28 protein-coding genes are annotated in these 25,550 nt (G+C 64.6%); 12 read left to right on the plus strand and 16 right to left on the minus strand.

Going from position 1 to position 25,550, the window contains the following annotated elements; all coding sequences use genetic code 11:
- Positions 1–63: 63 nt before the first annotated feature.
- From W911_RS14965 to W911_RS14975, 3 genes are all read left to right on the plus strand, one after another.
- Positions 64–1,503, plus strand: coding sequence for a glutamate synthase subunit beta (locus W911_RS14965; RefSeq protein ID WP_023788380.1), 1,440 nt, complete (start codon positions 64–66; stop codon positions 1,501–1,503).
- Between the two features lie 29 nt (positions 1,504–1,532).
- Positions 1,533–1,790, plus strand: coding sequence for a hypothetical protein (locus W911_RS14970; protein ID WP_023788381.1), 258 nt, complete (start codon positions 1,533–1,535; stop codon positions 1,788–1,790).
- A gap of 145 nt (positions 1,791–1,935) precedes the next feature.
- Complete coding sequence (locus tag W911_RS14975) at positions 1,936–2,319, plus strand: HPF/RaiA family ribosome-associated protein (protein WP_023788382.1); 384 nt, start codon at positions 1,936–1,938, stop codon at positions 2,317–2,319.
- A gap of 71 nt (positions 2,320–2,390) precedes the next feature.
- Here W911_RS14975 and W911_RS14980 read toward each other — a convergent pair whose 3' ends face one another.
- Positions 2,391–3,791 (minus strand): SGNH/GDSL hydrolase family protein, encoded by a 1,401-nt coding sequence (locus W911_RS14980; protein ID WP_023788383.1) that lies wholly within the window; start codon positions 3,789–3,791, stop codon positions 2,391–2,393.
- Between the two features lie 45 nt (positions 3,792–3,836).
- Positions 3,837–5,111, minus strand: coding sequence for a lytic murein transglycosylase (locus tag W911_RS14985; protein WP_081717760.1), 1,275 nt, complete (start codon positions 5,109–5,111; stop codon positions 3,837–3,839).
- A 369-nt stretch (positions 5,112–5,480) separates the two neighbouring features.
- On the opposite strand from W911_RS14985, the gene galU reads away from it, so the two are divergent.
- The 3 genes from galU (at position 5,481) to W911_RS15000 (ending at position 8,648) form a co-directional block, all read left to right on the plus strand.
- Positions 5,481–6,362 carry a UTP--glucose-1-phosphate uridylyltransferase GalU gene (gene galU / locus W911_RS14990; protein ID WP_023788385.1) on the plus strand — a complete coding sequence of 294 codons (882 nt, stop codon included), beginning with the start codon at positions 5,481–5,483 and terminating at the stop codon, positions 6,360–6,362.
- 209 nt (positions 6,363–6,571) lie between these two features.
- Positions 6,572–7,615, plus strand: coding sequence for a hypothetical protein (locus W911_RS14995; protein WP_041316644.1), 1,044 nt, complete (start codon positions 6,572–6,574; stop codon positions 7,613–7,615).
- A 1-nt stretch (position 7,616) separates the two neighbouring features.
- The gene (locus tag W911_RS15000) at positions 7,617–8,648 is read left to right on the plus strand and encodes a peptidoglycan -binding protein (RefSeq protein ID WP_023788387.1); all 1,032 of its coding nucleotides are present in this window, start codon (positions 7,617–7,619) and stop codon (positions 8,646–8,648) included.
- 18 nt (positions 8,649–8,666) lie between these two features.
- Here W911_RS15000 and W911_RS15005 read toward each other — a convergent pair whose 3' ends face one another.
- The 3 genes from W911_RS15005 to W911_RS15015 all read right to left on the minus strand — a co-directional run bounded on the left by W911_RS15005 (position 8,667) and on the right by W911_RS15015 (position 10,761).
- On the minus strand, positions 8,667–9,107 hold the full coding sequence (locus tag W911_RS15005) for a hypothetical protein (protein WP_023788388.1): 441 nt from the start codon (positions 9,105–9,107) through the stop codon (positions 8,667–8,669).
- A gap of 146 nt (positions 9,108–9,253) precedes the next feature.
- A complete protein-coding gene (locus W911_RS15010) occupies positions 9,254–9,460 on the minus strand; it encodes a hypothetical protein (protein ID WP_023788389.1) in 207 nt (68 codons plus the stop codon).
- A gap of 290 nt (positions 9,461–9,750) precedes the next feature.
- Entirely contained in the window at positions 9,751–10,761 is a 1,011-nt protein-coding gene (locus tag W911_RS15015) for a cytochrome-c peroxidase (RefSeq protein ID WP_158412872.1), read from the minus strand.
- A gap of 312 nt (positions 10,762–11,073) precedes the next feature.
- Between W911_RS15015 and W911_RS15020 the strand changes: the two genes are divergently transcribed.
- From W911_RS15020 to W911_RS15035, 4 genes are all read left to right on the plus strand, one after another.
- Positions 11,074–11,304, plus strand: a complete 231-nt coding sequence (locus W911_RS15020; protein WP_023788390.1) for a hypothetical protein — start codon at positions 11,074–11,076, stop codon at positions 11,302–11,304.
- Between the two features lie 143 nt (positions 11,305–11,447).
- On the plus strand, positions 11,448–11,765 hold the full coding sequence (locus W911_RS15025; protein ID WP_023788391.1) for a hypothetical protein: 318 nt from the start codon (positions 11,448–11,450) through the stop codon (positions 11,763–11,765).
- A 67-nt stretch (positions 11,766–11,832) separates the two neighbouring features.
- Positions 11,833–12,741 (plus strand): 30S ribosomal protein S6--L-glutamate ligase, encoded by a 909-nt coding sequence (gene rimK / locus W911_RS15030; RefSeq protein ID WP_023788392.1) that lies wholly within the window; start codon positions 11,833–11,835, stop codon positions 12,739–12,741.
- Positions 12,742–12,938: 197 nt separating this feature from the next.
- Positions 12,939–13,694 (plus strand): arginyltransferase, encoded by a 756-nt coding sequence (locus W911_RS15035; RefSeq protein ID WP_023788393.1) that lies wholly within the window; start codon positions 12,939–12,941, stop codon positions 13,692–13,694.
- Positions 13,695–13,745: 51 nt separating this feature from the next.
- Here the strand turns inward: W911_RS15035 and W911_RS15040 are convergent, their stop codons facing one another.
- Entirely contained in the window at positions 13,746–13,964 is a 219-nt protein-coding gene (locus W911_RS15040) for a hypothetical protein (protein ID WP_023788394.1), read from the minus strand.
- Positions 13,965–14,051: 87 nt separating this feature from the next.
- Here W911_RS15040 and W911_RS18400 point away from each other — a divergent pair, with 87 nt between their 5' ends.
- Positions 14,052–14,228, plus strand: coding sequence for a hypothetical protein (locus W911_RS18400; RefSeq protein ID WP_023788395.1), 177 nt, complete (start codon positions 14,052–14,054; stop codon positions 14,226–14,228).
- Between the two features lie 6 nt (positions 14,229–14,234).
- On the opposite strand, the gene W911_RS15045 is transcribed toward W911_RS18400, so the two are convergent.
- Both W911_RS15045 and parC read right to left on the minus strand, forming a co-directional pair.
- Complete coding sequence (locus W911_RS15045; RefSeq protein WP_244438540.1) at positions 14,235–14,690, minus strand: hypothetical protein; 456 nt, start codon at positions 14,688–14,690, stop codon at positions 14,235–14,237.
- 145 nt (positions 14,691–14,835) lie between these two features.
- Positions 14,836–17,085, minus strand: a complete 2,250-nt coding sequence (gene parC / locus W911_RS15050; protein ID WP_023788397.1) for a DNA topoisomerase IV subunit A — start codon at positions 17,083–17,085, stop codon at positions 14,836–14,838.
- A gap of 343 nt (positions 17,086–17,428) precedes the next feature.
- On the opposite strand from parC, the gene W911_RS15055 reads away from it, so the two are divergent.
- Positions 17,429–18,109, plus strand: a complete 681-nt coding sequence (locus W911_RS15055; RefSeq protein ID WP_023788398.1) for a CAP domain-containing protein — start codon at positions 17,429–17,431, stop codon at positions 18,107–18,109.
- On the opposite strand, the gene recO is transcribed toward W911_RS15055, so the two are convergent.
- From recO to W911_RS15095, 8 genes are all read right to left on the minus strand, one after another.
- Positions 18,102–18,845, minus strand: a complete 744-nt coding sequence (gene recO / locus W911_RS15060) for a DNA repair protein RecO (RefSeq protein ID WP_023788399.1) — start codon at positions 18,843–18,845, stop codon at positions 18,102–18,104. The two genes, W911_RS15055 and recO, sit on opposite strands and share 8 nt — an antisense overlap.
- A gap of 226 nt (positions 18,846–19,071) precedes the next feature.
- Positions 19,072–19,404, minus strand: a complete 333-nt coding sequence (locus tag W911_RS15065; RefSeq protein WP_023788400.1) for a hypothetical protein — start codon at positions 19,402–19,404, stop codon at positions 19,072–19,074.
- Between the two features lie 3 nt (positions 19,405–19,407).
- The gene (gene era, locus W911_RS15070; protein ID WP_023788401.1) at positions 19,408–20,346 is read right to left on the minus strand and encodes a GTPase Era; all 939 of its coding nucleotides are present in this window, start codon (positions 20,344–20,346) and stop codon (positions 19,408–19,410) included.
- Positions 20,346–21,056 (minus strand): ribonuclease III, encoded by a 711-nt coding sequence (gene rnc / locus W911_RS15075; protein WP_023788402.1) that lies wholly within the window; start codon positions 21,054–21,056, stop codon positions 20,346–20,348. Before rnc ends, era begins: the two co-directional genes overlap by 1 nt.
- A gap of 45 nt (positions 21,057–21,101) precedes the next feature.
- Positions 21,102–21,878, minus strand: coding sequence for a signal peptidase I (gene lepB, locus W911_RS15080; RefSeq protein WP_023788403.1), 777 nt, complete (start codon positions 21,876–21,878; stop codon positions 21,102–21,104).
- 113 nt (positions 21,879–21,991) lie between these two features.
- Complete coding sequence (gene acpS, locus W911_RS15085) at positions 21,992–22,405, minus strand: holo-ACP synthase (RefSeq protein WP_023788404.1); 414 nt, start codon at positions 22,403–22,405, stop codon at positions 21,992–21,994.
- Positions 22,402–23,181 (minus strand): pyridoxine 5'-phosphate synthase, encoded by a 780-nt coding sequence (locus W911_RS15090; protein WP_023788405.1) that lies wholly within the window; start codon positions 23,179–23,181, stop codon positions 22,402–22,404. The genes acpS and W911_RS15090 overlap by 4 nt, the downstream gene beginning before the upstream one ends.
- A 48-nt stretch (positions 23,182–23,229) precedes the next feature.
- Complete coding sequence (locus W911_RS15095) at positions 23,230–25,524, minus strand: RelA/SpoT family protein (protein ID WP_023788406.1); 2,295 nt, start codon at positions 25,522–25,524, stop codon at positions 23,230–23,232.
- Positions 25,525–25,550: the final 26 nt, after the last annotated feature.

The raw sequence follows: 25,550 nt of genomic DNA on the forward strand, positions 1-25,550 counted from the left end.
GAAGCGAAGCAGGAAAAACTCTCTTCCCATTGGCAAGAGGGACGACGGAAAGAAGAGCTGGGTATGGGAAAGCCAACGGGGTTTCTGGAATTCGAGCGCGCCGACCGCATGTACGAGCCGGTGGAAAAGCGCATCAAGCATTGGCACGAGTTCGTCGTTCCGCTCGGCGAGCCGAAGGTCAAAACGCAAGCCTCGCGCTGCATGGATTGCGGCATCCCGTTCTGCCATACGGGCTGCCCGGTCAACAACCAGATTCCCGACTGGAACGATCTCGTCTTTCAGGGCGACTGGAAGACGGCCGCGCTCAATCTGCACTCGACCAACAACTTTCCCGAGGTGACGGGGCGCATCTGCCCGGCGCCGTGCGAGGCCGCCTGCACGCTCAACATCGACGACGTGCCGGTGACCATCAAAACCATCGAATGCACGATCGCGGACAAGGCGCTGGACGCGGGCTGGATCACGGCGCTGCCGCCCGAGAAGAAGACGGGGAAGAGCGTGGCCATCGTGGGCTCGGGTCCTGCAGGCCTCGCGGCTGCCCAACAGCTCGCACGCGCGGGTCATGATGTGCACGTCTACGAGAAGAACGCGCGTCCGGGCGGGCTCCTCACCTACGGCATTCCCGACTTCAAGATGGAAAAGCAGATCATCGCGCGCCGACAGGCGCAGATGGAAGCGGAAGGCGTGGTCTTCCATCTCAACGTGGCGGTCGGGCGCGATATCTCGGCTGCCGATCTCGATGCCAAATATGACGCCGTGCTGCTGGCCATGGGATCGGAGACCCCGTTCGACTTTTTCGCGAACGCCCCGGGGCGCGATCTCGACGGCATCCATTACGCGATGGATTTCCTCACGCAGCAGAACCGGCGCGTGGCGGGAGAAGCGCAGCTTCCCGGCACCAAGGAGATCTCGGCCAAGGGCAAGAATGTCATCGTCATCGGCGGCGGCGACACGGGCTCCGACTGCATCGGCACGTCGATCCGGCAGGGTGCGAAGTCGGTCACGCAGTTCGAGATCATGCCGAAGCCGCCTGTGCGCGAGAACAAGGCGCTGTCGTGGCCCAACTGGCCGCTCAAGCTCAGGGTCTCGACCTCGCAGGCCGAAGGCGCGGACGTCGAATACTCTGTCTCCACGACCGGCTTCTCCGGCGAGAACGGCCGCGTGACGGCGATCAACTACGTCCACGTGGACAACAAGCTCCAGCCAGTGCCCGGCACGGAGACGAAGCTCGATGCGGACCTCGTGCTGTTCGCCATGGGCTTCTCGGGACCGACGGACGGCGGCGTGTTCTCCGCGCTCGGGCTGGAGCCGGTCGCACGTGGGCGCTTCAAGGGCCTTGATGCCAACGAGCAGGACTATAAGCTGCCAGGCGGCGGCAAGCTGTTCGCGGCCGGCGATGTGCGGCGCGGGCAGTCGCTCGTCGTGTGGGCGATCCGCGAAGGTCGGCAGGCGGCGAGTGCCATCGACACGTTCCTGATGGGGACGACCACGCTGCCGCGGTGAGGCGCGTTCCCAGACGATGAGGTCTGGCAATGACGATGCGCACGATGGGAGCCGTTCTGATCGCGCTGGCCCTTATGGGCGGGGCGGCGGAGCCGCCGCGCGACACCTCCGAGTGTAAAGCCGACGAAGTTCCTGTCCCGGACGAGCGGGACGGTGCCAATTCCCTGTGCTTGAGCAAAAGCGAGTGGGAGCGCGCGAAAGAGATTTGCGAAAAACTCGAACCGGGTAGCGATCCGCTCGAATGCACATGCCAGGACGGGGATCAGGTCGGCGCCTGCGGGGATTGATTTCCTGTGTCCCGGACCTCGCCTAAAGGTCGTATTGACCGTGATCGGACGGTTGTCCGACCCTCTATTCTACCCTTGACCCGGGGCGCGGTCATACCCAGCTTGATAAGTGGAGCTTTGTGGACCAACCATCACGGGGAAGCATATGAACACTCCGCTCGAAATCTCGTTTAAAGGTTTGGATAAGAGTCCCGTCATCGAAGCCAAGATCGCCGAACGCACGGCCAAGCTCGAAAAGCACTTCGACCGCATGACCCACTGCCGGGTGGTGGTGGCGGCCCCGAACAAGCATCATCACAAAGGCAAGACGTACGAGATCAAGATCGACATCGGCATTCCCGGAGGCGCGCCACTGATCGTGACGCACGAGTCGGCCGTCGGGCAGGCGCAGGAGGATCTCAAGATCGCGCTCCGGGACGCTTTCGACGCGGCCGACCGCAGGCTCCACGAGATCGTCGACAAGAAGAACACCGCCTCCCGCGCCGAGCGCAACAGACGGCGCCCGCAGAAGCCGACGGATCTGGATTAAGTCATTCCAACGAGGCGACGCGTGCAGGGCCAACGGCTCTGCACGCTTTTTTTGTGCCCGACGAGAGCTGTCTACCGGCGCCTTGTCGATTTGGCTTTGGCTGCCGGCTCAGCAACCTCCGCCGCGGTCGTCGCGCCCGTCTCGACAGGATCTTCGTTGAGGTACGCCGCGGCAGGCGGCGGCTCAGGGCGAGGCCAGGACGTATCGTCGGCGCGCCCCGGCTGCGGTGTTAGACGCTCGCCTTTGAAAAGCACGCGAAAATAGGGGGCCTGGGACGGCGCGAGACGGCGGCGGGCAGCGCCCGGCGTGCCGGGGGCAGCGGCGAGGGCCACCGTGCTCATCACCGTGAGACCGCCCGGAATCTGGTCGAGAACCGCTTCTCCGATCTGCGACAGACGGTCGGCGCTTTCACGACGCGTCACCAGCGCGATGACGGACGCGGGGATGGCCGGGCGCACCAGTTCGACGGTGACGACCTCCTCCGTGCCCTTCTCCTCGCTTACGATGCGCAGATTGATCCGGCTCGTATCGGCTTTCTGCTCGCCAGCACCGTCCGCCGCCTGCGCCTGACGCGCCTTGGATGCGTCCGCGGTCTCGTTGCCGTCGCCCGATGCCCCGGACTTCGGATCCTGGAACTTCACCGCGTCGGGGTTGATCTTGGCTTGCTCGGCCTCGCCGCCGTCGAGGGGAATGGCGCGGTCGGCCTGCGCCTGGGCCAGATCGCGGCGCACCTCGCGATCCACGAAGTAGGCGAGCTTGCGATTGCCCTCCCAGGTGAAATAGACGCCGTCTCCCGAGCGCAGGAGGCGGTTTTTGCCGGTGACGTCGGGGCCATAGGCACTGTACCCGCCGGATTCGGTGGCGAAGGCGGCGTAGACGTCGATGTACTTTGCGCCGTTGAGATAGGCCCGTTCGCGCAGGATGTTGTTCATCATCTGCACGTCTTCGTTGAAGTCGTAGCGGCGCGCGGGCGGAAGACCGGCCCAATACACCGCCACGTTGTAGCGGCGAAGCAGTTTGAGCAGCCGGTCGACACGGGCCGTATATTCGGCGCGCCAGCCATCGGAGCCGACGCGGTGGCGCCTTCCAGAGGCATCGCGGACGGAGACACGGTCCCACGAGCCCATCATCAGGACCGCGATCTGGGGAGCGGCCGCCTTCAGATCCTCTTCGACCTGCACGATCAGATTGTGATAGCTCGGCCGCATGAGGCCGTTCATCGGCAACGGGGCTTGGCGGACCGAGACGCGGGCATCGCGCTGAAATACTTCGCGCGCGCCACCCAGCAGTCCGTCCGCAAGGTCGTCGCCCACGATCACAAGGTTGTAGACGTCGCCCGGCGGGAAGGGATTGATAAAGCTCGTGCCGGTGGGCTCGTCCTGGGCGGCAGCAGGCGCGGCCACGGCCAGGACCACAGCGCAAAGAGCGACCAGAACTGGCGCGAGACGAACGGGCCTGAAACGAAAGAGCATAGCCTTTTCCGGCAATCGTTGTGCTCCAGGCGCGCGGATGCGGCCTCAGCGCGAAGCAGACGAACGCATGTGCTTAAGAACGGCATCGGACGGCCAACAGTCAACCTTCAGATTGTTGGCGCGCTCGTAGAGCCCCACATTCTTGCGGGTGTTGGAGCCGATCTTGCCGTCGACGATGGAAATCTCGTAGCCCGCCGCCTTGAGGCGGGTCTGAATTTCCTCGATATGCGAGGTTTTCTGGGCCGCGATGCCGCCCCAGGGGGTCACGAAATCCCCTCCGCCGGCGATGCGGTCCGCCAGATGGCCGACGAACACCGCATAGAGATCCGACATGTTGTAACGGCGGATCACCTGGAAGTTTTCGAGCGCGAGGAAGGTCGGACCGTATCCGCCGGCCGGGCTCATCACATACGCTTGGAGCGTGAGCTGCTTTTCGGTCCACGGCTTGCCGTTGGCGCGCTTGAAGCCGAGCTCGTTCCATTCGGCGATGGTGCGCGCCTGCGTCGGGCCTTCATAGGCGCAATCGGCGGCCCCCGTAAGTTTCACCTCATAGCCCCACGTCTGGCCGGGCACCCAGCCTTTGCCCTTGAGCTGCATGGCGGCGGAGGCAAGCGCATCCGGCACCGAGTGCCAGATATCTGTCTTTCCGTCGCCGTCGAGGTCGTAGGCGTGGATGAAATATTCGGTCGGCATGAATTGCGTGAGCCCCACCGCGCCCGCCCACGACGAGCGCATGAGGGAGCGCGGCACGCCGGATTCCAGCATCCGCAGCGCTGCGATCAGCTCGTCGCGGAACATCTCCTTGCGACGGCCGAGATAGGCTTGCGTCGCGAGCGCGGTGATCGCGTCATGGCCGAGCTTGTGGCGGCCGAACGACGTTTCGCGGCCCCAGATGGCGAGCACGGAGTAGCGGTCGACGCCGATGTCGCGCTCGATCTTTTCGAGCGTCTTCTCATGCTGACGAAGCAGCTCCTGACCCTGCTTCGCGAGGCGCATGAGATAGGCGCGATCCAGGTATTCCGAGGGTGCGCGCGTGAATTCCGCCTGGCCGCGTGCGTCGTTCTTGGGGCGGCCCGGCAGAACGAGATCGGGAAGCTTGAGGTCGGGCTTGAAGCCTTTCATCGCGGCATCGAACGTCGCGCGCGAGACGCCCGCGGCCTCGGCTTCCGTTCTCAGCGCGGCGAGCCAGGCTTCGAGATTGGCGTCTGCCTTGGCAGCTCTCGGCATCGCGAGCGCGACGACGAGCATCAGCGCGCAAACCATGCTCCGTACGATGACAGAGGAACCCGATGGGGCGCGTGCGTCAGACGTCAGGACCATGCCGCGGAAATTGCCTTTCAGATGAGCGTCGCCAGCTTTCGATGACGCGCGCTGTTGCGACAGCCGAAATCCGTTTCCCCCCTCACGTGGATTCGGGGCTTTTTTACGACCCCGTTCATTACGGAAAAGGCTTTACGGGATTGGCGCGCGGCATGGAACCCTTTCTCACGCCCCGGGTTTTGCCCCCGGCCGCGAAAGCGGGAGCCGGGAGCGCCTGCACGCCGATCATCCGGCGTCAAATTCGTCCTCATTCACCCATTTCGTCCGAACTCTGCCAAATTCTCAGTATTTCAACCCTTGCCTGCTCTCCTCTCCTTCCTGCGTCGCATCCACATCGCAAACGTCACTCGAAACGTTCCTGGGGTCTCCATGTCCAAGCCGAAGCGCATCCGTAAAGCCGTGTTTCCCGTCGCCGGGCTCGGAACCCGCTTTTTGCCCGCAACGAAGGCGGTGCCGAAGGAGATGCTGACGGTCGTGGACCGGCCCGTCATCCAACACGTCGTCAACGAAGCGCGCGCGGCGGGCATCGAGCACTTCGTGTTCGTGACGGGACGGGGCAAGAGCGCCATCGAAGATCACTTCGACCACCAGTTCGAACTCGAACGCACGCTCTCCGACAAGAAGAAGACGGAAGCGCTCGACGAATTGCTCGCCGAGCTTCCGGGCGCCGGGCAAACGAGCTTCACGCGCCAACAGGCGCCGCGCGGCCTCGGTCATGCCGTGTGGTGCGCGCGCGAGATCGTGGGCGACGAGCCGTTTGCGGTGCTCCTGCCCGACATGCTGCATCACGGGCCCGTGCCGTGCCTTAAGGAGATGATCGACGCTTACGAGGAAACAGGCGGAAACCTCGTGGCCGTCTCGCCGGTACCGGATGACCAGACGCATCTCTATGGCATTGTGGGTGTCGAGGACCGCAGCGCGAAAGTGAGCCCGATCACGGAGATGGTCGAGAAGCCGCCGAAGGGCGCCGCCCCCTCGAACCTGCACGTCACAGGACGCTATGTGCTCGAACCTGAAATTTTCTCGCTGCTCGCCAAACAGGAGGCCGGCGCGGGGGGAGAAATTCAGCTCACCGATGCCATGATTGCCCTTCAGCGGGAGAAGCCGGGCGCGTTTCGCGCCGTGCGCTTCGACGGAGCGATCTACGACTGCGGATCGAAGATCGGTTTTCTGCTCGCGAACGTGGCCTATGCACTCGAACGCGAGGACCTCGGCCCCGAGTTGCGTGCCGCACTCGGCCGCCTCGTCTGAGTTCTGACGAATACCGCCGGAGCACTTGTCGGGCGCCGCGTCTCCGTGTGCCGCAAATCCGCCCCATTCCAAACGCGCCAAGCACGATGTTGCCGGTTTCCGCTGGCATGGGGTTCGGTTATGGTCGGGCGCCCGGCCGCACCTCGCGCATTCGACGACGCTCTCGCGCGAGGACGTGGCCTCATCGACCGCACGGCCGGAGACCTGGAATGGCACGCAAGAGACCCGACCCCACGTTGGCCCCAATGCACAAGAAGATGACGGCGCCGGGCATCTTCCTGATCCGTATGCTCGTCTTCCTGACGCTCGTCGCCTTCCTCGCCGCCATCCTGCACGAAATGCTCATCGTGGCCGCGATGACGAACCCCGGGCTCAACGGTCTCATCCTCGGCGTACTCTTTCTCGGCATCATCTATTCGTTCCGGCAGGTGATCCGTCTCTATCCGGAAATCCGCTTCATCAACGCGTTCCGTATTTCCGATCCCGGCATATCGGGCGACCATCAGCCGGTGCTGCTCGCGCCGATGGCGACCATGCTGCGCGACAGGACGGGTGCGCTCTCGCTTTCCACGGTCTCGATGCGGACCATCATGGACAGCCTCGGCTCGCGCCTCGACGAAGCGCGCGACACCGGCCGCTACATGGTGGGCCTGCTCGTGTTCCTCGGCCTGCTCGGCACGTTCTGGGGCCTTCTCGACACGATCCAATCGGTGGGGCGCGTGATCGGCTCGCTCGATACCTCGACGGAAACGGTTGCCGTGTTCGACGAACTCAAGGCCGGTTTGGCCGCGCCGCTGCGCGGCATGGGCACGGCGTTCTCGTCCTCGCTGCTCGGCCTCGCGGGCTCGCTCATTCTCGGTTTCCTGCAGCTTCAGGCGGGACACGCCAACAACCGTTTCTACAACGAGCTCGAAGAATGGCTGTCCGGCATGACGGAGCTCACGCCCGGCTCGTCGAGCGCGACGGAGAAAGCCAGCCAGCAGCTCATTTCGGCGGTGTACGAGATGCAGCGCGCGGTGGAGGATCTTTCGACGCAGCTCAAGGGAGGTGCTGCGCTTTCAGGCGGCTCGTACTCACCCGAAGGAGACGCGCCGGTGCGCGACCTCGCCCGTGGCGTGAACCAGCTCGTCACCCAAATGCGCGCCGAGCAAAAGGTCGTGCGCGAGTGGGTGGACGAGCAGGCCTCTCAGCAGGCGGAAGTGACGAGCGTGCTGCGCGAACTCGCGACGAACATGCTGAAGCGAGGCAATTAGAATGGCGGGCGGGCGTTCGCGGCGGCACAACAGCGAGTACGGCGAGTTCTGGCCAGCGTATGTGGATGTGCTCTCCACGCTGCTGCTCGTCGTCATGTTCCTCATGTCGATCTTCATGCTGTCGCAGTATTTCGCCATGCAGGAAGCGAGCGGAAAAGACACCGCGCTTCAGCGCCTCAACCGGCAGATCGCGGAACTGACCAATCTGCTCTCGCTCGAAAAGGGCAAGTCGCGCTCGGCCGAGGACGAGCTTGCCTCGTTGCAGGCCACGCTCTCGGATCTCAAGGACGAGCATCAAAAGCTATCGGGCTTTGCGCTCTCAGGCGACGAGAAGGCCAAGACGGCCGAGGGACGCATTCAAACTCTTACCGTCGAACTCGACCAGCAGAAGGAGATCAGCAACGAGGCGCTGGCAAAGGTCGATCTCCTCAATCAACAGATGCTGGCACTGAGGCGGCAGATTGCGGCGCTCAACGATGCGCTCGAAGCCTCCGAGAAGAAGGACCAGGACAGTCAGGACCGGATCAAGGACCTCGGCGCGCGGCTCAACGCGGCACTCGCGCGGCAGGTGCAGGAGTTGCAGCGCTACCGTTCCGACTTCTTCGGGCGGCTGCGCGAACTGTTGCAGGACCGGAAGGACATCCGCGTCGTCGGCGACCGCTTCGTGTTCGAATCCGAGGTGCTGTTTCCGTCCGGCCAGGCGATGCTGACGGCCGAGGGCTTCGGCGCCATGGATCAACTCGCGGCCGCCATTCGCGATCTCGCGAAGACCATTCCGCCCGAGATCAAATGGGCGCTGCAGGTGGACGGCCACACCGACATCCGCCCCATTGCGAGCGCGCAGTTCCCCTCCAACTGGGAGCTTTCGACCGCGCGCGCCGTCTCCGTCGTCAAGTATCTGGTGCAGCGGGGCGTGCCGGCGGAAAACCTCGTCGCGGCGGGCCACGGCGAATTCCAGCCGCTCGAATCCGGGGTCGACGAGGACAGCCTGCGCCGCAACCGGCGCATCGAGCTAAAGCTCACCAACAGATAGGACGCGAGGTTCGGGCGCTCAGTTCGTGAAGAGCGCTTCGGGCAGATTGAGCTGCTGGCGCCACCAATCCCACGCGACATCCGTGGGGCCGAGGGCATACTCGACGAGCATCCATTCCCCCGCATCGCTTTTGCGCAGCAGGAATTGGTTTCCTGCTGGATCGAACATGCCTTCCGCATCGGCCTCGGCGTACTTCGTGCGGCTCCAGTCGATCCGTCCGCCACCCGGCCGTTGCAGCCGGACGTTGCCGTAGGCCCAGGTGTCGAGCACGTTCAAGGTATTGATCACGAACTCCACGGGTCCGCCGGTTTCGCGCTCGAAGACGGGGCGGGCCGCGTCGAGGATCTCGGCGCGAAGAGCGGACCCGAGCTCGGGTTTCACGATCTGCTGGCTCATGGCGGGCACCGTCATGCCAACGGCGCCGAGCAAGAAGAAAGTCAGGCAGCAAATGGTGCGCATGAAGCAGCCCCCAACCGTAGGAACGAAGGCCGCAGTTTAGAGCGTTTTCCGATCCGATGGAATCGGAGCGAACTCCGCACGGCGTCGGCACGCGAAGAGCACGTCGCGCGGGCACTCTCCCGCTCGACCTTTTCACGCGGATCGCATCAGATGTTTACGAAACGGCCTGCGGGACGGCACGTCCACTTTTTCGCGTACCACTTCGGGTTCGCTTCATTCCATTTCGAAATTTCGACGGGGCTCATCATCATGCATTGGCGCGAACTGGCGCCATCGGCCATGTAGGTGAGAGAAACGTCTTTGCAGCGATTGGGATCGTCCAAAAGACAAACGGAGATGACCAGCTCCAGCATTGCGAACCCCTGCGATCGAGTACACCGCTTTCGCGGCCGATAAGCCCTGAGGTCGCGTCATCCCATTTTTATTCTTGTAGTTGGTCTAACGGTATGCGGCGAATCACGCCGCCGCAAGTTGCGATATTGAGCACGAAACGCCACTATTTTAGCCATCGCCGTTTTTATCGCCGAATGCGAAACGAACGAATTTGGACGAAACGAAACAAAAACAAAGCCTCCACGAACTATGTGGGCCAAACGTCCGGGCCCGCGCGTTTTCGATCATGGGACGAGTTGCCTCACAGAATTCACGGGGTCGTGATCGTTTTTTCGCTGGAAAGCGTTCGAAGAAACGCAACGAGGGCGGCTTTCTCGCTCTCCGACAGCGTGAGATCGCGTACGACGGTCGGCGCGAGCGAGGGGCGAACGATCAAGCGTCCCGTGTAATGCTCTACGACGTCATCCAGCGTCGCGAGCGATCCGTCGTGCATATACGGCGCGGTGTGGACGGCTTCTCGCAGCGACGGTGTCTTGAACTGGCGGCGGCCGTCGCGTCCGAGATCGTCGCCCGCAAGGCCGATGTCGTGGAAGCCGTCGTCGGTCAAGCGCCAGCCGCCGTGGCACGACACGCAACCCGCTTTTCCGACGAAGAGGGCGAAGCCCTGGCGTTCCTCAGCATCGAGCGCGCCGTCGTCGCCTTCGATCCAGCGGTCGAAGCGGGCGGCGGGCGATGCCAGCGAGCCGACGTAGGTTGCGAGCGCGGCCAGGATCGCCTCTTCCGTGACGCCACCCGAACCTGGGAAGGCCGCCGCAATGCGCGAGGTCATATCCGCGTCCGCGCCGAGCCGCTGGAGGATGGTCGGGAAATCGCCGGCCATCTCGTCTTCAGCCAGGATCGGAAAACGTGCCTGGGCGGCCAGTGTCGGCGCGCGGCCATCCCAGAAGAACGACGTCCCCCACGCCAGATCGTAAAGCCCCGGTACGTTTCGCGGCAGCGTGCTGCCGTCCAGGCCCTGCCCCTTCGGCCGGCCGTCGGTGAAGGCGCGCTCGGGTTGGTGGCAGGTCGCGCAGGACGCCGAACCGTTCCCGGACAGGCGTGGGTCGTGGAACAGGTCATGGCCGAGCGCAATCTGCGCTGGCGTGGACGGGGCGGATTGCGGAGCGGATGCCGGCCGCGCAAAGATCGTCCGCCAGACGGCATCGCGGCCTGGGCTTGCGGCGGGTCCGGCCGTTGCGGTCGCGTCGCGGAAAGACAGCCCCCCTCCGGCCGCCAAGGCCACGACAAGACCGACCGCCAGGGCGGCGGTCAGACGGCTCATGCGTCCCGCCGAGGGCGGCCGACTGTCGGTGTTGCTCATGCGCGCCATCATACGAGAAAGGGGCGCGTGCCGCGCCAGGGCACGTGAACGCGGGGCTCGAATGCGCTTCGGATACCCTGACAGTGGCTTCGACAGCACGCCCGGGCGGGTAATGTCGGCAAACCCGAATCGGCCTCTTGACCCAAAGCCGAACCTCTTCCCATGATGGTAAATATGGGACGGTGGGGACCGGACGGTTCTCCCGCAAGGTTTTTATTGTGTATACCGCGCGTGCCGGGCGATCTCCCCCGAGCCGCATCCTGGGGGATATTGATGGCAATCGGTGCCGACGACGCACAGCCGGTGCAGCATGATTCTTTGCCGCCGGTCACGCTCGGCTGGTTTCTCAAGCGCACGCTCGTCGGGATCGCCATTCTGATGGTGGCGATGGGCAGTCTTGCCTGGCTGACCTACGCTTCAATCGACCCCGACCTGGACGCCTCGCCGGCGACGGCCAACATGCCGCTGGACGCACCGGCCCGGCTGATCCCCATCGACCTCTGACGTTCCGCCGCAGCAAATCGGGGCCGCCGCAGCAGATCGGGGCACGGTTGCCGAAGACCTATCGGCTGCATTAGGATTCCATCCGTACTTCAACTGCGCGCGGGTGCGGACCAGCCGCCGCGGCCGTCGACAGGATAGCGCCGATGTCTCTTGTGGATCTCGTTCCCCTCATTCTTATCGGAGCCGCGGCGTTCGCTGCGGGATATTTCATCGGCCGCTTCCAGGCGCTCGCGGAACGCGGCGCGCCACGCGCGCGCGATTTCGGCTCCCCGCTGCCGGGGCCCGAGGACAGGTATGCGGAAGAGCCATCCGCACCGTCGCGTCCGCGCGGTGCACCTCCGCCTGCGTCTTCCGGTACGGGCGCGCGCACGCCGCCGCGCCGCTCGACGACGCCGCCTCCCGCCATTGCCGGATTGATGGGACGGGGCTCGGCGGAAAAGCCGGGCGGCAGCCAAAAATAAGACCGAATTTCGCCGTCAGCGTTCGCTCGCGCCGTAACGGCGCGAGAGCCATCCGACAGGCCTTTCCATGCGTCTTGCCATGCTGGCCCGGAATGCGGGCCTCTACTCGCATCAGCGCCTCGTCGAGGCGGCGGAAGCGCGTGGGCATACCTTGGACGTGATCAACACGCTTCACGTCCACATGAACATCACCTCCAACCGGCCGGTGCTGCGCTATGGCGGCAAGTCGCTGCCGCTCTATGACGCCGTGATCCCGCGCATCGGGGCTTCGATCACCCATTACGGCCTGGCCGTGCTCCGGCAGTTCGAGATGCAGGGCGTGTTTCCGCTCAACGAGAGCGTCGCCATCGGGCGGGCTCGCGACAAACTTCGCGCGTTACAGCTCCTGGCGCGAGCCGGTATCGGGCTTCCGGTGACGGCGTTCGCGCACGGGCCGCGCAAGGCGGAGGATGTCATCAAGGAGGTGGGCGGCACGCCGGTGGTCATCAAGCTCGTCGAGGGAACCCAAGGCATGGGCGTGATCCTGGCCGAGACCGAAGCGTCCGCCAAATCGATCGTGGAAGCGTTCAGCGCCGCCAACATCAACATCCTGGTGCAGGAATACATCGCCGAAGCGGAGGGCCGCGACGTGCGCGCGCTCGTGGTCGGCGGACGGGTGGTGGCGGCGATGGAGCGCGTCGGCAAGACCGGCGAGTTCCGCTCGAACTTGCACCGCGGCGGCATCACGGCGGAGGCCAACATTACGGAGGAGGAGCAATCGACCGCCGTGCATGCGGCGTCCGTCCTGGGCCTCAACGTGGCTGGCGTCGACATGCTGCGCTCGAACCGCGGGCCGATGGTGGTCGAGGTGAACGCCTCTCCAGGCCTCAAGGGCATCGAACGGGCGACGAATGTGGACGTGGCCGGCGAGATCATCGCCTTCATCGAAGCCTCCGCCGCTCATGGCGCGACAGAAACCAAGGGTCAGAAGGGCTAAGGCCCGCCCTTTACCGTCGTCGGCACCGTGATGACGACCCGGCTGGCGTTGTGCTTGATCGGGATTGGTCCGCTCGACTATCCTGATCGTTCGATTGAGATCGGCCCCCGCACCCGCCGGGCTCACCGCCGCTCGATCAGCGCAGCACTTTCAGCGCAGCACTGGTGGGCAACTCCGAGCGGCGAGGATGGAATGGAATGACGGAACAGCAAAAGCACTTTCCGGAGTTCTACGTCACCACTTCGCAGCCGTGCCCCTATTTGCCGGGCAGACTCGAGCGCAAGCTCTTTACCCACCTGACCAACGATAAACCGCTGGCGCTCATCGACAACCTCCTCAAGGGCGGTTTCCGGCGCAGCCAGAACATCGCCTACATGCCCTATTGCGAGGGCTGCCACGCGTGCGTCTCCGTGCGGATCGTCGTGGACGAATTCGCGCCGGGCCGCTCCATGCGCCGCACGCTCGAACGCAATCGCGATCTCGTGAGCCGGCGTGTCTCCGCGATCCCGACATCAGAACAATTCAGCCTGTTCCGCAATTACATCGACGCGCGCCACTCGGATGGCGGCATGGCCGACATGACGGTGCTCGACTACGCGATGATGGTGGAGGACAGCGTGGTGCGCACCTTCCTCACCGAATACCGCGCGAAGCCCGATTATGCGCTCGACACGCGCGAGGAGACGTGGCCGCTCACAGCGGTTGCGCTGTGCGACCGGCTCTCCGACGGCATTTCGATGGTGTACAGCTTCTACGAGCCGTTCGAGGAGGCGCGCAGCCTCGGCACCTACATGATCCTGGAGCACATCGACTATGCGCGCCGGCTCGGGTTGCCGTACCTCTACCTCGGCTACTGGATCGAGGGCTCGCGCAAGATGAGCTACAAAACGCGCTATCAGCCGCAGGAGCATCTCGGCTCCAGCGGGTGGGTGCGCGTGCCGGGCGGGCGGTAGCGGCGTAATCCCCCGCCGCGAAAACGATGGGCGGGAACCCCTGCGGGTCTGTCAACGTCCCATATCCCATTCCGCTTTTCGCCGCTTTTCCTCGTCGCCCTCGTAAAAGGCCCACAGATCGGCCCTGCGCCAAAGTGAGCGGAGCATCCCGAACAGCAGCATAGGTGCCGCGGCCAGCATTATCGGAACCGCAGCCAGCAGAAGAATAGCCAAGCCGAGGCCGCGGACCACGGTCATCGTGAGGCGCGTAGCGGACTTTGCGAGGGTCATGGCACAACCATATTGCTTCACAATGTGAAGCAAAGTTGTACTTTGTCGAACCTTGTTAGGTCAATCCCGCTGCCGTAGGCGGGATTTATGAAAAAGGACACCTCGGTAAACGTCCGGCTCACGTCCGAACTGAAGGCCGCGCTGCAGAAACTCGCTAACGCGGATGCGCGGAAGCTCTCGGCGTATATCGAGTTGGTGCTGAGCGCCCACGTCACAGCAGCGAAAGCCTCGGCCTCGCCGGATGAGGCGCGCAAAAAACGCTAATGTGCGCTACTTCGCGAGTTCGGTGTCGAGCTTTTCGAACATGTAGGCCCACTTCGACGCCTGGGTTTCGATCAGCACGCCCATGAGGCGGCGCAGCTCTTCGAGCATGGCACAGTCCGGCACCTTCGCGCTCGCGCCTTCGGTGCCCATGGTGGCAATCGACGCGAGGAGCTTGTTCGATTCCTCCTCGAACTCCGCGATCCGGTCGTCCTGGACCATGGGAGCGGCTTCCTTCAGGAACTGATCGTCGCTCCAGCCGCGCTTTTCCTTAAGGGCGCCCAGGCGCGTCTGGAACGCGGGCCGATTGCGGTTGTTGAGATCCCGGAGCGCCATGGCGGCCTCGTCGACCGCATTCTCGAATTCGGCTTTATCGCAGACGGCGGGTTCCTGCGCCCACGATGGCCCGACGGTCGCCGGGCTCGCGAGCACCGCCGCCATCCCAACCCCCGCCACCACAAGCATGAGCCCGCGCGCTCCCGCCACCGAAGTCCCCGATCGTCTGTCGTCTCGCCCCATGGATCTGTCGTAGCGGCGTGAAGCCAGCGAGGCAAGACGCGCGCGGATCACACTTAATGACACTCGTGCGTGCGCCGGTGGGACCATGCGATCAGCGGAAGGCCGGGCCGAACTTGTTCGACCGGGGGAAGCCCTTCGGCACCGTCTTTCCGGCCTGCGCGCGGGCGCCGGCCCATTCGCGCAAGTCCGACCATCCAAGCGTGAAGGTGCGGCCCGCCGCGTCCAGCCAGGTGAGGCCTTCCTTCTTGTGGAAGACGCGCGCGTCGATCAGCGCGCCGTCCTTGAAGCGCTGCAAGATCGTGCCCTTGCCGCGCGTCATCTCGTTCACTTCCGACAACGGGAAGACGAGCATCTTGCGGTTTTCTCCGACGGTTGCGACGTGGTCGCCATCGACCGGCACGCAGACGCGCGCCTCCTCGTCGGCCGCGACGTTGAGCACCTGCTTGCCCTTGCGCGTGGAGGCTATCACCTCGCTCTCCGGCACGACAAAGCCATAACCGCCCGTGCTCGCGACAAGCAGACGCCGCTCGGGATCGTGCACGAAGCAGGCCGCGAAGTCTTGGTTCTGCTCCAGGTCGACCATGAGGCGTACCGGCTCGCCGTGGCCGCGCCCGCCCGGAAGCTGGTTCGCTTCCAGCGTGAAGAAACGGCCGTTGGTCGCGAACAGAATGAGCTTGTCGGTCGTCTGCGCCTTGACGGCATAGCGCAGGCTGTCGCCCTGCTTGAAGTCGAGACGCGACAGGTCGTCCTGATGGCCTTTGAGCGCGCGCACCCATCCCTTGTCCGACAGGATGATGGTGATCGGCTCCTTCTCGACGAGCGCGGCATCGAGATCGACGTCGATCTCGGGCGCATCGGCAAAGGTCGTGCGGCGGCGGCCGAGTGCGGTCTTCTTCGAATAGCGCTCGCGCGTGGCGCGCACTTCTTCGGAGATGCGCTCCCACTGAAGATCGTCCGAGGCCAGAAGCTCCTTCAGGCCGCGACGCTCCTTCGAGAGGCGGTCGTGCTCGGCCTTGATCTCGACCTCTTCGAGCTTCGACAACGCCTTCAAGCGCAGGTTCAGGATCGCGTCGGCCTGCACTTCGGACAGCTTGAAGCGCTCGATGAGCTTCGCTTTCGGATCGTCCTCGAAGCGGACGATGCGGATCACCTCGTCGATGTTGAGGTAGGCGATCAAATAGCCGTCGAGCACTTCGAGGCGATGCTCGATCTTGCGCAGCCGGTATTGGGAACGGCGCACGAGCACCTCGATGCGATGCTCCAGCCACTGGCTCAGCACGTCGCGCAGCGAGAGCACGTTCGGAATCTGCCCGGCCGAGAGTACGTTCATGTTGAGGCCGAAGCGCACTTCGAGCTCCGTCAGGCGGAACAGGCTCTCCATGAGGATCAAGGGTTCGACGGTGCGCGTCTTAGGTTCGAGGATGAGGCGCACTTCGTCGGCCGACTCGTCGCGGATATCGCCGAGCAGGGGCAACTTCTTCTCGATCAGCAGCTCCGCAATTTTTTCGACAAGCTTCGCCTTCTGCACCTGATAGGGAATCTCGGTGACGACGATCTGATAGCCGCCGCGGCCGGTGTCTTCCTTTTCCCACTTGGCGCGCAAGCGGAAGCCGCCGCGGCCGGTGCGATAGGCTTCGAGGATCTGCTCGCGCGGCTCGACGAGTACGCCGCCGGTCGGGAAGTCGGGGCCCGGCACCATCTCGACCAGCTTCTCGATCGACGCGTTCGGATGCTTGATGAGATGGAGGAGTGCCGCGCACAGCTCGTCGACGTTGTGCGGGGGAATGTTGGTCGCCATGCCGACGGCGATGCCGGCCGAACCGTTGGCGAGAAGGTTCGGGAACGCAGCGGGAAGCACGGACGGTTCCTGCTCGCGACCATCGTAGTTCGGGCGGAACGCAACGGTGTCCTCGTCGATGCCGTCGAGCAGTTCTGCGGCGACGGTGGTGAGGCGGGCTTCGGTGTAGCGGTCGGCGGCGGGGTTATCGCCGTCGATGTTGCCGAAGTTGCCCTGCCCGTCCACCAGCGGATAGCGCACGGCGAAATCCTGCGCGAGGCGGGCGAGCGCGTCGTAGATCGCCTGGTTGCCGTGGGGGTGATAGTTGCCCATCGTCTCGCCGACGATCTTGGCGCACTTGCGATAGCCCTTATCGGGGCCGAGGCCCAGTTCGCGCATGGCGTAGAGGATGCGCCGGTGCACGGGCTTCAAGCCGTCGCGCACATCGGGCAGCGCGCGGTGCATGATCGTGGACAGCGCATAGGCCAGATAGCGTTCCTCAAGCGCATCCTTGAGGTTCACGGGCACGGGGTCGGTGGGGGGCAGAATCGATTGCTTGCTCATGACCGCTTCGTACCCCCTCAGGGCGGCCCCTCTCAAGTGCCGGGACGACACAGGTTGCATATGATGGCTCACGCGCCTGTTCGCGCGCTTGTCAGCGCGCTGGCGCTCCGCCGGGGCGGCGCTCGCGCCGGGTCGCGTCCAAGCGAAGCGTGGCTCCGCCAAGACGCTCCCACGCTGCGCACACCGGATTTAGGGGCTCACGCGCCTGTTCGCGCGCCGCTCGAAAGACGCTGGGCACCCGTTTTCCTCAGGTATTTCGTGTTGGAGGGCCTGCGGGCCGCCTTGTCTTTGCCGCCGTGGGCGGCGACGTTCGGGGGAACGCAACCTCACGCCAGCCGAGCCCATGCCCGCCGTTCTCCCCGACATCCCGACCGTCGAAGCCGCCATCATCGAGATGACCAACGTCTACAGAGGGCGCCAGCAGCTCGGCGGGCTGAAACCCAACGACGCGCTGGCCGCCGCGGCGCGGGCGTACGCGGTGTTCCTCGCCAAGAGCGGGCAGTTCTCGCACACGGCCGACGGGCGAGGCGCGGGCGACCGTATCGCTGCGAGCGGCTACACGTGGTGCCAGGTGGGCGAGAACCTCGCGATGCACGCCGACAGCCGCGGGTTCGCGGCGCAGTCGCTCGCCGAGAAGGCGGTGGAGGGCTGGATCAATTCGCCCGGACACCGCGCCAACATCGTGGCCCCGCACATGACGGAGATCGGCGTCGGCGTTGCGAGCGCGCCGGGACGCGATCCGAAATTTATCTCGGTGCAACTGTTCGCGCGGCCGAAATCGCTCCAATACGCGTTCCAGATTTCGAACACGACGCGGCAGGCCGTCTCCTATTCGTTCGGCGGCGAAACGCATGAGGTGCGGCCCTCGTCCGCGATCACGCACACGTCGTGCAATCCGGGCGAAATTGCCTTCGAAAGATTTCGTGCGCGCTACGAAGCGCAGGACGGGCTCGTCTACATGCTGAAGCCGGACGCGGATAAGGCCGTGCGCATCGAGGTCCAGCCGCTGGAACGCATCAGGTAGTGCGCAGCGGCTCGTCCATGCGGCCCAAGTAGGTGAGCATTCTTGCGCGCGCCTCCGGCAGTTCCTCGCCACGGGGCTGCAGCACGCGCGTCTCCAGGAAATGGCCGGTCAACGCGAAACCCGCTTCGATATCTCCGGGGGCGAGCGGCGCCTTGCGGCCCGGCAGAAGGAACGACGGCAGCGACAACAGCCGCTCGCGATAGGGCTCGCCCGCGGAGGCGGAAACGGCGCGGCCGCTCTTGGGAGACACATAGATGAGACCATCGTTCGCGCCTGTCGACGCGCACTCGGTGAGGTCGAGGCCGAAGCCAAGCTCTCCGATCAGCGCAAGTTCCCAGCGTACGAGCAGCGCCGGCCAAACGCTCGCGTCGTCCAGATAGGCGAGGACGAACAGCGTTACCTCATAGAGATTGGGATGCGGGTCGCGTTCGGGCAGCAGCCGCGCCATGGCTGTCAGCGACGTGAGGCCGGAGAGTGCGGCTGGCTCGTCCATTGCGGTCGCCGCATAGCCGCGGATCAGCTCCACCTGCATGTGGCCCAGATGATCGGCGAGGCGCGCTTTCCAGGTGATGGCAACGTGATTGCCGATCTGAAGGACGGGGCGCGCCTTGCGCGAGCGCCCGCCGTGCACGAGCCCGAGGTGGCGGCCGTGCGCGCGCGTCAGCAGCTCGACCACGGACGCCGTTTCGCCATGCGGACGCACGGACAGGACAATGCCTTCGTCGGACCAGTTCATGGCTGGAGATTAGAGCGCTTCGGGGGCCGTGGCGACCGCCGCAGGCAGCTCACGACGGCTAGAGTACGTTCAAGGTCAGACGGAATCGTTCCGGTCCCCCTCCCCCTTGTGGGGAGGGGTTAGGGGTGGGGGGAAGCCCAACAGCAGACGGTCTGGAATCCCCCCCTCCTAACCTCCCCCACAAGGGGGGAGGGACAACGTCGAGTTCGTTTAAAATAAACTTGCTCTAGATTTCGGTATTGCCATCGCTATCGCGGATGGTGCAGGGGCGCGCGGTGGTGGCGCATTCGAAGCCGCCATTGCTGCGGGGCGCGCATTTCGTGACCTTTTCCGCGGCAAGGCCCCAGTCCGCATGGCGTGGACCGTACTTCTTCATGGTTTTCATGCGCCAGGACGTGATGGCACCGACGCGGGCATCGGCTTCTGTCGTGCCCACGGATGAGCCGCTCGGCATCGGGGCTTCGCATATGCGCTCGGCCGCGGTGGCCGACACGCCGTGCACCATCAGGCCCAACGCAAGAGCGGCCGCCGCAAACGCTCGCTTGAGCGAACCGCCCATGTCTCAATCCTTCGGAAACTCAAGACCCATCTCACGATAGCGGGCCGGATCGCGCTCCCAGCCTTCGCGCACCTTCACGAACAAGAAGAGATGAATCGGTACGCCGACGATATCCATCAGCTCCTTGCGCGAGTCCTGCGAGATGCGTTTCACCGTCTGCCCGCCCTTGCCGAGCACCATGGCCTTGTGGCTGTCGCGGGTGACGTAGATCGTCTGCTCGACGCGCACGGATTTGTCCCGCAGCTCCTTCCAGGATTCGGTCTCGACCGTCATCTGGTAGGGCAGTTCGTCGTGCATCAGGTTGTAGAGCTTCTCGCGCGTCACTTCGGCGGCAAGCTGGCGCAGCGGGATGTCGGAAAGCTCGTCCTCGGGATAGAGCCACGGGCCTTCGGGCACGCGCTCGGCCAGATAGCGCTTGAGCTCGGCCACGCCGTCGCCGGTCAGCGCCGAGACCATGAACACGCGCTCCAGCGTCAGACGCTTCGAGAGGATTTCCACGAGCGCCAGAAGGCGGCTCTTGTCCTCGACGCGGTCCACCTTGTTCAGCACCAGGATGCAATTCTTCACGTGATCGGCGAGGCGCGTGACGAGGCTTTCCACCTCTTCATCGACGCCCTTTGCTGCGTCGACGAGCAGCAGCACGCGGTCGGCGTCGGTCGCGCCAGCCCACGCGCTCGCCACCATCGCCCTGTCGAGACGGCGCTTCGGCGCGAAGATGCCCGGCGTGTCGATCAGAACGAGCTGGCTCACACCTTCCATGGCGATGCCGCGGATCTGCACGCGTGTGGTTTGCACCTTGCGCGAGACGATGGTCACCTTGGCGCCAACCAGCGCGTTCACGAGCGTCGACTTGCCTGCATTGGGCGTGCCGATGATGGCGATGACACCGCAGCGCGTCGCGGATGGCGCGCCCGATGGGCTCTCTTCGTTCGGAGTGTCCATCAGACCTTGATATCTCCTTTGGCGAACACACCCTCGCGTTCAAGAAGTGCGATGGCGGCTGCCTGCTCGGCGGCACGTTTCGAGGCCCCCTCGCCCTGCGCGGGCGCTTTGCCGCGAATGCGAACCTCTGCGGTGAAGTGCGGCGCGTGGTCGGGGCCGGTGCGCGCGATCTCCACATAGGACGGCAGGGCGAGGCCACGTCCCTGGGCCCATTCCTGCAAAGCGGATTTGGGATCGGCAGCCGCCTGGCCCAGCGCGCCCGCGTCACTCTGCCAGAGATGGCGCACCACGTCGCGCGCCTTGTTGAAACCCGCTTCGAGGAAGATGGCGCCGAGGACGGCTTCCACGGCATCTGCGAGGATCGTGGACTTGAGGCGTCCGCCGCTTCCGGCCTCGCTCTCCGAGAGCATCAGGTGATCGCCGAGGCCAAGGTCGCGTCCTACTTTCGCACAGGCTTCGCCACGCACGAGGCGATTGAGGTGGCGCGCAAGCTCTCCCTCGGTTGCGTCGGGATAGATCTGTTCGAGCATCTCTACGACGGCGAGGCCAAGGACACGGTCGCCCACGAATTCGAGCCGCTCGTTGTCCTCGCGCACCTTGCGCGTGCCCCTGAGGCTCGAATGCGTGAGCGCACGGGCGAGTAGCGCTTCGTTGCGGAAGCGATACCCGAGCTTCTTTTCGAGCTCCTTGTATTTGCGAGCCTTGAACATCGCGCCGATCTTCCAGAAAGCTCCGCGCTTCTCGCCTCTTCGCCCTTAGCGGACCAGATTGAAGAAGCGGGTCCAGCGAATGTCGAACGGCCACGTCCAGGGCGAGACCCAGCGCATGCCGTCGGGCTCGTCCACGGCAGCGGAGAAGAAAATGATCTCCGCCCGGCCGACCAGGTTCTCATACGGCACGAAGCCAACGGATGCGCGGCTATCGGAGGAATTGTCCCGGTTGTCGCCCATCATGAAATAGTGCCCCTCAGGCACCTTAAAAATATCGGTGTTGTCGTAGTCGCCGTTCGGCTCCAGATCGAGCACGGAATAGCTCACGCCGTTCGGCAGCGTTTCGGTGAAGCGCTTGTAGACCACGCGCCGGCAGTGTCGGAAATACGGATCGCATTCGACATTGGCGAACTCGTCCTTGTATTCGAGCTTCACCGCTTCGCCGTTGATGTGCAGCACGCCGTCGGTCATCTGCACCGTGTCGCCGGGCAGGCCGACCACACGCTTGATGTAATCGATGGATTCATCCTGCGGCAGGCGGAAGACGGCGACGTCGCCACGCTCGGGCTCGGCACCGAAGATGCGGCCGGAGAACAGGTTCGGGCTGAAGGGGAACGAGAAGCGGCTGTAGCCGTAGGACAGCTTCGAGACGAAGAGGTAATCTCCGATCAGCAGCGTCGATTTCATCGAGCCCGACGGGATATTGAACGGCTGATAGAAGAACACGCGCACCACCATTGCGATGGCCAGCGCCTGGATGACGATCTTCGCGGTTTCGGTCCAACTCGACCCCGCAGCCTTGGAGTTCGTTTCCAGGCTCATTCTCCTGCTCCTTGGGCCCGTCCGGGCCGGCCGGGGGCGTGTTCAACACAGCACGCCCGCTATAGCCATTAAGCGGGCCGGGTGCAAACCCGTGAAGACCGAAAGCGGGCGGTTCAGCTCACCGGACCACCTGCCGGGACAGCCGAGATGATCACCACAGCTTCGGCCAGCGGATAATCGTCCGTGAGGGTCAGGTCGATGCGGGGCATGTAACCGGCCGGCACGAGGCTTGCCAGATGCTCGGCCGCACCGCCCGTGAGCGCCAGCGTGGGACGGCCCGACGGCAGATTGACGACCCCCATGTCCCGCCAGTACACGCCCTGACCGAACCCGGTTCCCAGCGCCTTGGCGCACGCCTCCTTGGCCGCAAAGCGCTTTGCGTACGAGGCGGCGCGTTGACGGCGGCGGTCCGATTTCGCCCGCTCGACGTCGGTGAAGACGCGGTCCAGGAAGCGATCCCCGAAGCGCAGCAGCGTCGCCTCGATGCGCCGGATGTCGATGAGGTCGTTCCCGATCCCGATGATCACGCGCTGACCTGACCCGTGACCTTGCGGCGGGCCTCGTCCATCAGCGCACGCATCCGCCGCACCGCGCCGTGAAGGCCGCCGAAGATGGCCTCGCCGATCAGGAAATGGCCGATGTTGAGCTCGACCACTTCCGGCATGCGGGCGAGGGGCGCGACCGTGTTGAACGTCAGGCCGTGGCCTGCGTGAACCTCAAGGCCGCGGAGAGCGGCTTCCATCGCCGCCGTGCGCAGGCGCTCCACTTCGGCGGCGGCACCCTTGGCGTCGTCATCGGCGGCATATTCGCAGTACCGGCCCGTGTGCAGCTCGACGATATCGGCCTGCAAGGCGGCAGCCACATCGATGGCGGCAAGGTCGGGCTCGATGAAAAGCGACACGCGGATGCCGGCCTGCTTGAGTTCGCCCACGACAGGTTGGAGCGCAGCGCGCTGGCCGACCACGTCGAGACCGCCTTCCGTCGTGCGCTCCTCGCGCCGCTCCGGCACAAGACAGCACGCGTTCGGCACGTGACGAAGCGCGATGCGCAGCATCTCATCGGTCGCGGCCATTTCGAGATTCAGCGGGCGCGTCAGCTCGCTTTTGAGGCGCGCGATGTCGGTGTCCGAGATGTGGCGGCGATCTTCTCTCAGGTGCGCCGTGATGCCGTCGGCGCCTGCCTCGACCGCGAGATGCGCTGCACGCAGCGGATCGGGATGGCGGCCGCCGCGTGCGTTGCGGATCGTGGCCACGTGATCGATGTTTACACCGAGCCGAATGGTGCTTTGAGAGGCCGGCGTCATATCTTCTTTCACCTGTCGTTAGCGGGGCTTCCGGGAGCCTCGGGCCAATTATTCAAACACACGTTCAACCTTGGTGACCACCGCTTTCGATTTCAGACCATTAACGATCTGATTGAGGTGCGCCAAGTCCCACACGTCGAGCCCGATCCGCATGTCCATGAAGTCGGACGCGCGGCGGATCATCTTGATATTGTTGATATTGCCGGCCGCCTGGCCGATGACGTCGGCGATCTCGGCGAGCGCGCCCGGCCGATTGGGCGTCGTCACGACGATGAGGGCGGGGAAGCGTTGCGGGTTGTCAGGGTCCACGTCCCAGGCGACGTCGATCCAGCGCTCGTGCTCGAATTCCTGCAGGCGCGGCGAGTGGATCTGGAAAACACGGATGCCCTCGCCCGGAGCCAGAACGCCCACGATGCGGTCGCCCGGCACCGCGCCGCCCTCCTCGAACAGAACGGGCATGTCGTCCTTGACGCCACGGATCGGCACGCCACGCACGCGGCCCGTCGTGGTTTCCGGCTGAGGATCGGCACTCTGCGGCAAGGACGACGACGCGCCGCCGATCCTGAGCTTGTTGCTCGCAGCACGCGTGAGCCGCAACCAGCCCTTCATGGTCTTCGAGGGCTGCTCCTCGACGCGGGCGGGCGGGGCGGCGCGGGCGGCGGCCGCGACCTCCGGGGCGACGGCGCGCACCACGTCCTCGACCTTCAGCTCGTTGCGGGCGACAGCGGCGAGCACGTCGTCCACCGATTTCTGCGAGAGGCGCGGCAGGGCCTTGCGAAGACTTTCGTCCGTGTAGGTTTCGCCAATACGATCGAAGGCCGAGATCAGGAGACGCCGGCCCAGTTCGGCGTACTGGCGGCGGATCGCGTCGCGTGCCGCACGGCGGATGGCGGAGCGGGCGCGGCCCGTCACCGCCAGGCTTTCCCATGCGGCGGGCGGCGTGTGCGTTTTCGAGGTCTGGATTTCCACCTCGTCGCCGTTGCGCAGGCGCGTATCGATCGGAACGTGGCGGCCGTTGACGTAAGCTCCGACGGCGCGGTTGCCGATATCGGTGTGCACGGCGTAGGCGAAATCGAGCGGCGTCGCACCGCGCGGGAGCGCGATCAAGCGGCCCTTGGGCGAGAAGCAGAACACCTGATCCTGGAACAGCTCAAGCTTGGTGTGCTCCAGGAACTCCTCGGGGTTGGCGCCTTCCAGCAGAGTTTCGACGAGACGGCGGAGCCACTGATACGGCCCGCTTTCCTTGTCGGAGAAGACGAGGCTTTGCGAGGCACCATTCATCTTCTGCGCATTCTGCGTCTCGACATGGCGCGCATCCTTGTAGAACGCATGCGCGGCGACGCCGTACTCCGCGACATCGTGCATGGCGCGCGTGCGGATCTGAAGCTCCACGCGCTGATGGCGCGGTCCCACCACCGTCGTGTGGATCGACTGGTAGTTGTTCTGCTTGGGCGTCGAGATGTAATCCTTGAAGCGGCCGGGCACGGTGCGCCACGTCGTGTGCGCGACGCCCAGCACGCGATAGCAATCGTCGATGGTGTCGACGATCACCCGGAAGGCATAAATGTCGGAGAGCTGTTCGAGGCCGATCTGCCGATTGGCCATCTTGCTCCAGATCGAATAGGGCTTCTTCTCGCGCCCGTTGACCTCAGCCTTGATCCCCACGGCCGCGAGCTTCTGCTCCAGGGCCAAGGCGATGTCGTCGACGAGGCCTTCGTTCTTGGCGCGAAGCTCGTCGAGCTTGTCGGTGACCGTCTGATAGGCTTCGGGATTGAGCCAGCGGAAAGCGTGCTCCTCCAACTCGTCGCGCAGCGCCTGCATCCCCATGCGGCCGGCAAGCGGAGCATAGATTTCAAGCGTTTCCTCCGAGACGCGCTTGCGGCTCGCAGGCTTCATGTGCTCAAGCGTGCGCATGTTGTGCAGGCGGTCCGCGAGCTTCACGAGAAGCACGCGGATGTCGCTCGAAATCGCGATCAGAAGCTTGCGGAAGTTTTCGGCCTGCTCCGCCTTTTTCGTCACCAGATCGAGCTTCTTGATCTTGGTGAGGCCGTCCACCAGGGCGCCGATCTCGGGCCCGAAGAGTTGATCGATCTCGGCGCGGGTGGCGTCGGTATCCTCGATCACGTCGTGGAGGAGCGCGGTGGCGATGGTGGCGTCGTCGAGCCGAAGCTCGGTCAGGATCGCGGCGACCTCAAGGGGGTGCGAAAAATAGGGCGCGCCGGACGCACGCTTCTGATTTCCGTGCGCGCGCATCGCGTAAACGTAGGCGCGGTTCAGAAGCGCCTCGTCCGCCGTGGGGTCGTATTTCTGTACTCGCTCGACGAGCTCGTACTGACGCATCATGGGCCGCATTCACTCCGGCGCCGGCA

The organism is Hyphomicrobium nitrativorans NL23 (assembly GCF_000503895.1).
In the GTDB taxonomy this organism is placed as follows: Bacteria; Pseudomonadota; Alphaproteobacteria; order Rhizobiales; family Hyphomicrobiaceae; genus Hyphomicrobium_C; species Hyphomicrobium_C nitrativorans.